This is a genomic window from Collinsella sp. AM44-11 (genome assembly GCF_003467145.1).
GTDB lineage: Bacteria > Actinomycetota > Coriobacteriia > Coriobacteriales > Coriobacteriaceae > Collinsella.
This window is the reverse complement of record NZ_QSFE01000017.1, coordinates 35428-42789: the sequence shown is the minus strand read 5'-3', so window position 1 is coordinate 42789 and position 7362 is coordinate 35428. Positions and strand designations below refer to the sequence as shown.

Here is a 7362-nt window from a genome sequence, read left to right as displayed (position 1 = left end):
GGCTGCTTGCACTGAAGGTGCGCGAAGCTTCCCTGATAGTTACAGGTTCTCTCGTCGGGAAACGTCTTCTCGACTTGGGTGTCTACATTGGTGCTCAGGATGAAGTAGTCCTTATGGCCGATGAGGGACCGTAGGTCGAGATAGGGCTGCGAGGTCGGCTCGCGCAGCATGAAATCGATATATCGCGCGTAGTAGGCCCATTGCTGCTCGAGGCTGGGGTAGAGGTGGTAGAAGCCGTCGAAAAGGCTCTTGAAGCCAAAGGCTTGCTGCCAGTCCGCCATTCCTGCGCGCGCCATGCCCGCGCGGTTGTAATGGTTGAACCCGGCGGCGCTCGACATGCCCGAGCCGATGCCGACGATGATGGCGTCGGCATCGTCGATAAGGCTTCGAAGCCTACGCGCTTCTCTTTCTAGGGGTGGCATCGGGCGATCTCCTCGAAAGCCGGGGCCATATCGCCGTCAACGAGAATCGTCTCGCACGATGCATCGGGCGCCATAGCCTGGCTGTAGTTGAACACGATGTAGGTGGCGTGCTCGCAGACGTTCGCGATCTGGGCGAGCATGTGCTTTATGATGCCGTTGCGCAGTCCCACGCCAAGTTCGAGGATGGCGACCCTGCCGTTGCGATGGGCTTGCACAAGGCGCTCGAGCTCCTCGAGCTGGGCCGTGGCGAGGGCGTCTGGATGGGCGAGACGCCGCTCGTCGATCGACGTGCGTATGCTCCCCTCCGTCTCGAGCACGCGCTCCTCGTCGAACCCGGCGCGCGCGAAGTGCCCGTCGATGTTGCATGTGACCACGAAGGTGTCGGCGTGCTCCGTAAGACGCCGCAGCCCGTTCATGAGCGAGCCGGGCTCATATTCGAGATACTCCTTTTGATGGAACCGCTCGGCCCATCGGCGTCGCACGCTGGCATCCGGGGAAGCGAGCCCCTGCAGTATGCAGCCGATGCCGTCTGCCTGGGCGAGGTCCCCGTACGCCTCTTGGAAATGAGCATCGGCGCAGAAAAGGTTGAGCCCCTCCGCCATGTCGAGTCCGTTGCTAGCGCCGATGATGACAAGATCCGCTTCGGCTAGCGCCCTGCCTATGCGAACTGCTTTCGCCGTCTCCATGCGCTACCTCCCCAGCGTCTTGCGCACGTCGGCGAGCACGTCGGCGATGTCGGCGCGAACGGCGAGCCCCCGATCCTCGATCGCGCGGGGGAGAAACTGCGTCTTGTTGTTTACGGCGATGTAGCTGGCCTGCGGTAACTGCGCCGTGAGGGCCCAGAACGGCTCCTGGATAAACGCGGGCGTCATGCGGCCCACACCCAGCTCGAGGAAGAGGATCCTCTGCCGTGCGTGCGCGTCGAGCCAGTCGGACACCTTGCGGTACTGCTCCTCGTAGAGTTCGCCCTGCAGGAAGTTGCCGTAGCCGCGAACCCAGGGGAACGCCTCTGCCCCGCAGTGCGGGCAGCGCGGCACGAGCTCTGTCGGAACCTCCAGACCGTCTCCCATGGCCTCTACCATGTGGGAGACCGGCTCGACCGCGTTCCACACCTCGTCGGTGCAACAGTGGGAGCACTGAAAGAAGCGGTGGTCGCCTTGGATCTCTGCCACTTTCTCCCAGGGATAGAGCTTCACAAACTGCGTGTCCTGGTTGGTGGTGAGCACGAAGAAATCCTTCTCGGCGATAATGGTGTCGAGGTCCCTGTAGGGCTTGCGCAGCGGGGCGTTGAGCGTGGTGTCGAGGAAGGTGGCGAGGTATCCCCAGCGCGCCTCGGCGGTGGGCCAGCGGTAGAACGACCCCTCGAAAGCGCCCTTGAAACCGTAGCGCTCGGCGAATTTGCCGAAATGCCTGCGATAGGTTGCGTTGTCCTCGTAATAGAAGTCGCCGCCGCCCGCCGCGGAGAGCCCAGAGGCCCCGCCCACCAGCACGCAATCGGCTTCCTCGATCATGCGGGCGAAGTCCCTGATTTGCTGGTCGTAGGGCTCGGGCTCGCGGTCACTCAGCTCATAGGGCGTGCCGCCGCTGCGGTAGGCGGCCTGAAGGGAAAACGATTGGTTGGTGAGCTCGATAACGAGCTGCTCGTACAGGGTCACTGGATACCTTCTTTCAGCTATTATAAACAGGTGTCTATAAAAAGTATCCATGTCGATTTGCTTAAGAGCAATGAACAGCTTCGGCCTGCTGTCGATAAACGAGCGTTTGCCGGGCATTGTCGAGCGTTACAATTGGAGGGGTAATGGAAGCGGGGAAGATCGATCGTCGCCGACGCTATACACTCTTGGTCATACGGGAGGCGTTCTTCGCGCTGCTGGCCGAGGTCGGCTTCGCGAAGATGACGGTAGCGGATATCTGCCGCCGCGCCGATATCAACCGTGGCACGTTCTATCTGCACTACGAGGACAAGTTCGCCCTGCTCGACGCGCTTATCGACGAGGCCTTGGCGGCGGTGCCGCCGCTCGAGGGAACGGAGGCGGGTGCCCTCTGCCAGCGTCCGCCGGCAAACGATGACTATTATCTGCTCTACTCGGATGACGACGCGTACGCCCGGGTGGCACAGCGCGTCGTCGAGCGCGGCGCCGAGCAGATGGTTCCCTCGATCATGGAGGAGACTGGGCTTTCGCGCGAGGACGCCTATCTGCTCTTCGTCCACAACGTCCAGGGAAATCTCGCGGTCAACCGCCTGCTCGGTTGGAGGCGAGGGCCCGAGTTTGCCCACGCTCAGGAGCTGCTCAGCGCCTATTCCGAAGGGGGCATGCGGGCGGTATCGGCTCGTCACGATCCCCTGTAGTTGATTTTGACCGCAGGCCATTTCAGGCAGGCGACGTTGCTATGGCCCCTCTTTGGTTTTCGATGTTGTATGAGGCAATCGCAATCGTTTTGAGCTTCTTTAGGGAACTTGAACAAGAGATATGGTCTGCTGGCGATTGATTAACTCCATTCGTTTTGGTTACAAAAAACATGCCGCGCGCCTGCAGCATGAAGGAGAGGGAATCCTATGAAAATCGTTGTATTGAGCGGCAGCCCGCGTAAGGGCGCCAATACCGACACCATGGTCGAGGCGTTTGCCGAGACCGCGCGTGAGGGCGGTAATACGGTTGAGGTCGTTCGCGTTGCCAGCAAGAAGATCGCCGGCTGCTTGGGATGCCAGTACTGCTTCGCCCATGGGGGCGTCTGCGTGCAGAAGGATGACATGGCCAACGTGATCGAATCGCTGAAAGATGCAGATATGGTCGTCTTTGCTTCGCCTATCTACTGGTTCGATATCACCGCGCAGGAAAAGGCCGCCATCGACCGTCTGTACGCTTTCGGTGCCACGGGATTCCCGTTCACCAAGACGGCCCTTCTGCTCGATAGCCACAGCCAGGGCGTCTATGACGCGGCGATCGCCATGTACAAGTCAACCTGCGCTTACTGCAAGTGGGCGGACCAGGGCATTGTCACCATCAGCGGTATGACCGAGCGCGACAGCATGGCATCCTCGCCCAAGTTGAAAGAGGTGCGCGAGCTCGCTCGCAAGCTCGCCTAAGGACAAGAAGAACGCATGGCAATCAGCGTTGGTGGAAATGCTTGCTATCCTTACCAAGAGATAGGGGTGTATTCCCTCAAGTGCCATATAGAACATTTTTTAAACGCAGAAAAATAACTGAAAACAAATTAATCCGCGTTAAAATATTGTCAAATAGAAGTTCATGAGGGAAGGTTGCGTATGCGTCGCAAGGCAGACGAGCTCCTTAGGGAATGGCGAGACAGAGCTGATAGAAAACCTTTGCTGGTCAAAGGCGTGCGCCAGTGTGGCAAGACCTATTTGCTCAGAACGTACGCCCAGGATCTTTTCGAATCGGTTGTCTACGTTAATCTTGAGAACGACCGGTCGGCGCGAGCGGATTTTTCGGGCGGTCTTGACCCTCATTCGATTGTGCGCGCGATCGAGGCTCGTACGGGACAGCGTATCGTGCCTGGCAAAACCTTACTGTTCATTGACGAGATCCAGGCATGCGAGGAAGCGCTCACTTCCCTTAAATACTTTTGCGAAGATGCTCCCGAGTATTACGTTGCGGCTGCCGGGTCGCTTCTTGGGGTTGCCATTAACCATCAGTCGTATTCGTTCCCCGTCGGAAAGACCGACTTGATCGAGATGACTCCACTCGATTTCGAGGAGTTTCTCTGGGCAATGGGGCACGATCAGCTGGTCGATGAGATACGCTCGTCATTCGAGTTAATGGGTCCTCTTGCGCCAAGCCTTCATGAAAAGGCGCTTAGGCTCTATCGACAGTATCTTGTTGTTGGCGGAATGCCCGAGGCGGTCCAAACGTATATCGATGATCAGTCAATCATTGATGTGGCCGAAAAGCATCGGATTATTCTCGACGGATATTCCGCCGACACCAATAAATATGCTGATGAACGCTTGAGCGCAAAGACGCGTGCGTGCTTCGATTCCATTCCACAGCAGCTTGCCAAAGAGAATCGCAAATTTCAATACAAGGTAGTGCGAGCGGGGGGCAATGCGTCTCTCTTTGGAGATGCTCTCGACTGGCTTGTATTGTCGGGTACGGTGGCGCGCTGCAGCCTAGTCGGGCAGATCGAAAGCCCTTTAGAGGCCTTCGTTAACCCTTCTGCTTTTAAAATCTATCAGGCGGATACAGGGCTGCTCGTCTCCAAGGCCGGTGCTCAACGCGCCGATATTCTTGCCGGCATCGGCGGCACATTCATGGGTGCACTTACCGAAAACTACGTCGCCCAACAGCTTTCAGCCATGGGCTATCCGCTGCATTATTGGGCGCGAGATAATCGTGCGGAAATCGACTTTGTAGTAGAGAAGCAGGGATGCTTGTCTGCGATTGAAGTCAAGGCGGGAGAGAACACAAGATCTCGAAGCCTGTCCTCACTTAAAAAGACCCATCCGGGCGTACGCCTTATCAGGCTATCGACTAAGCCCTTTGGAATGAATGATGGGCTTATGTCTGTTCCACTTTATGCGGCATTTTGTCTATAGGGATGATGCTGGTGTAATGCATGGGGCCCAGGGCGCAGCGTTTACTGCGCTCCGGGCCCCGCTGCTTTGTACAACCATGACGGTTTGGTCGCCGTTGTTTTAGTCAAACAGGCTCGGCATGTCGTTTTCCTTCATGAGGGCGCCGGCGGAGGGCAGGCTCTGCGCGGTGAACTTTTCGGCCGAGACGCCGGCGCCGAGGATCTCCTCGGTCGTGCCGACGGTGGTGACCGAGCGGCCCTTCTTGGCCGTAAAGGCCTGGACGCCCTGCGTGTTGGTGGTCGTCTTGGTCTTGAGCAGCGACGTGTTGAAGTTCATCAGGCGGTAGTCGCTCGAGACCAGCGCGAGGTCGCGGTCCTCCTTGAGCACCTGCGCATACAGCAGCTTGCTGCCGCCGTAGATGGCGTTCTTAAGGCGCTTGCGGTTGGTCTTGGTAACGTATCCAGAAAGCGCGACACGCACCACGCGGCCGTTCTCAAAGACGAACAGCACGTCGGCCTTGTAGTCCTCGGGGTCGATGACCCAGATGACGCTCTCGTCGGGTTCCATCTCGAGATCGGTCGGAAGGTACGAGCCCAGCTGGGCCGACTTGGTATCCTCAAACGCCGCGACCTTGCACTTGTACACCTGGCTCTTGTTGGTAAAGACCAGGAGCTCGTGCGTGTTGGAGGACGGGAACTCGATAAAGGGTTTGTCGCCGTCCTTGTACTTGAGCGTGGTCGCCTTCTTGAGCACGCGGTCCGTCATCTTCTTGAGGTAGCCATCGCGCGAAAGCATGATGGTAACCGGGTACTCCTCGACCTCGGGCTCCAGGCTTACCTCGATAACCTCATGGGGCTCGATCCTGCCCGTGCGGCGCGGCATCACGTACTTCTTGTTGACCGCGGCCAGCTCGTCGCTGATGACCTTCTTGATGTTGTCCTCGCTCGAGAGGATCTCCTCGAGTTCGGCGATCTCACCCTCGAGCTTGGCGATGTCCTTGGTGCGGTTGAGGATGTACTCCTCGTTGATGTTGCGGAGCTTGAGCTCGGCGACAAACTCGGCCTGGGTCTCGTCGATGTCGAAACCCTTCATAAGGTTGGGTACAACCTCTGCCTCGAGCTTAGTGCCGCGGATGATGGCGATGGCCTTGTCGATGTCGAGCAGAATTGCCTCAAGGCCGTGCAGCAGGTGCAGGCGCTCGGACTTTTTGCCCAGGTCAAAGTTAATGCGGCGACGCGTGGACTCAATACGCCACTTGACCCACTCGTGCAGAATCTGGCGCACGCCCATAACACGGGGATAGCCGTCGACGAGCACGTTGAAGTTGCACGAGAACGAATCCTGCAGCGTGGTCGAGCGATAGAGCTTGGCCATGAGCTTGTCGGGGTCGACACCGCGCTTAAGGTCGATGGCGATACGCAGACCCGAAAGGTCGGTTTCATCGCGGATGTCTGCGATCTCCTTGACCTTGCCCTCCTTGGAGAGCTTGACGATGCGCTCGATGATGACATCGGTCTTGGTGGTGTAGGGGATCTCGTAGACCTCGATGATGCGCTCTTCGGGAATCCAGCGCCAGCGGGAGCGAATCTGGAAGCTGCCCAGGCCGGTCTCGACGATCTTCTCCATCTCCTCGCGGCGGTAGATAATCTCGCCGCCGGTCGAGAAGTCGGGCATGGGCATGTACTCGAGCAGGTCGCAGTCGGGATCCTGCAGGTAGTGCATCGTGGCGGTGCAGACCTCGTTGAGGTTGAAACCGCAGATGTCGGACGCCATGGCGACGCCGATGCCCTTATTGGCCGAGACAAGGATGTTGGGGAACGTGGTGGGCAGCAGGCGCGGCTCCTTCATGGCGCCGTCGTAGCTGTCGACGAAGTCGACCGGGTCCTTGTCGATGTCCTTGAAGATCTCGGCGCTGATGGGGGAGAGCTTGGCCTCGGTGTAACGCGAGGCGGCGTAGCTCAGGTCGCCCGAATAGTACTTGCCAAAGTTGCCCTTCGACTCCACGAAGGGGGCAAGCAGCGCTTCGTTGCCCGTCGCCAGGCGCACCATCGTTTCGTAGATCGCGGCATCGCCGTGCGGGTTGAGCTTCATGGTCTGACCCACGATGTTGGCGCTCTTTTGGCGCTCGCCCTTGAGCAGGCCCATCTTGTACATAGTGTAGAGCAGCTTGCGGTGCGAGGGCTTAAAGCCGTCGATCTCGGGGAATGCGCGCGAGACGTTGACGCTCATGGCGTAGGGCATGTAGTTGACCTCGAGCGTCTGCGTGATCGGCTGGTCGGTGACCTCGGAGTGCAGGCCGATGACGTTCTCGGCGTTGACCTGCTTTTTCTTTGGCTGGTTCTTCGTCTTCTTCTTTGCCACGATTTCCTCTTGAACTTCTTATGGGCCGTCGTTATCGATTTG

The 7362-nt window shown here is 58.5% G+C and carries 6 protein-coding genes and 1 pseudogene; 3 read left to right on the top strand and 4 right to left on the bottom strand.

Annotated elements, in window-relative coordinates; genetic code table 11:
• The 3 genes and pseudogenes from DW943_RS09305 to DW943_RS09295 form a co-directional block, all read right to left on the bottom strand.
• Positions 1 to 422: pseudogene (locus DW943_RS09305) on the bottom strand (hypothetical protein); the annotation flags it as partial.
• Positions 410 to 1108, bottom strand: a complete 699-nt coding sequence (locus DW943_RS09300; protein ID WP_117786441.1) for a hypothetical protein — start codon at positions 1106 to 1108, stop codon at positions 410 to 412. The pseudogene DW943_RS09305 and the gene DW943_RS09300, both read right to left, overlap by 13 nt.
• Positions 1109 to 1111: 3 nt before the next feature.
• Positions 1112 to 2128, bottom strand: a complete 1017-nt coding sequence (locus DW943_RS09295) for an NAD-dependent protein deacetylase (RefSeq protein ID WP_117862859.1) — start codon at positions 2126 to 2128, stop codon at positions 1112 to 1114.
• A gap of 92 nt (positions 2129 to 2220) precedes the next feature.
• On the opposite strand from DW943_RS09295, the gene DW943_RS09290 reads away from it, so the two are divergent.
• The 3 genes from DW943_RS09290 to DW943_RS09280 all read left to right on the top strand — a co-directional run bounded on the left by DW943_RS09290 (position 2221) and on the right by DW943_RS09280 (position 4980).
• Positions 2221 to 2772 carry a TetR/AcrR family transcriptional regulator gene (locus DW943_RS09290; protein WP_117862856.1) on the top strand — a complete coding sequence of 184 codons (552 nt, stop codon included), beginning with the start codon at positions 2221 to 2223 and terminating at the stop codon, positions 2770 to 2772.
• 207 nt (positions 2773 to 2979) lie between these two features.
• Positions 2980 to 3510, top strand: coding sequence for a flavodoxin family protein (locus DW943_RS09285; RefSeq protein ID WP_117862855.1), 531 nt, complete (start codon positions 2980 to 2982; stop codon positions 3508 to 3510).
• Between the two features lie 180 nt (positions 3511 to 3690).
• A complete protein-coding gene (locus DW943_RS09280; protein ID WP_117583295.1) occupies positions 3691 to 4980 on the top strand; it encodes an ATP-binding protein in 1290 nt (429 codons plus the stop codon).
• A 99-nt stretch (positions 4981 to 5079) separates the two neighbouring features.
• Here DW943_RS09280 and DW943_RS09275 read toward each other — a convergent pair whose 3' ends face one another.
• On the bottom strand, positions 5080 to 7320 hold the full coding sequence (locus DW943_RS09275) for a DNA gyrase subunit A (RefSeq protein ID WP_117805939.1): 2241 nt from the start codon (positions 7318 to 7320) through the stop codon (positions 5080 to 5082).
• Positions 7321 to 7362: the final 42 nt, after the last annotated feature.

What these genes read in the sequence shown, in the direction of transcription:
- DW943_RS09300 (WP_117786441.1), bottom strand. Translation starts at nt 1,108, where the DNA reads ATGGAGACGGCGAAAGCAGTTCGCATAGGCAGGGCGCTAGCCGAAGCG.
- DW943_RS09295 (WP_117862859.1), bottom strand. Translation starts at nt 2,128, where the DNA reads ATGGATACTTTTTATAGACACCTGTTTATAATAGCTGAAAGAAGGTAT.
- DW943_RS09290 (WP_117862856.1), top strand. Translation starts at nt 2,221, where the DNA reads ATGGAAGCGGGGAAGATCGATCGTCGCCGACGCTATACACTCTTGGTC.
- DW943_RS09285 (WP_117862855.1), top strand. Translation starts at nt 2,980, where the DNA reads ATGAAAATCGTTGTATTGAGCGGCAGCCCGCGTAAGGGCGCCAATACC.
- DW943_RS09280 (WP_117583295.1), top strand. Translation starts at nt 3,691, where the DNA reads ATGCGTCGCAAGGCAGACGAGCTCCTTAGGGAATGGCGAGACAGAGCT.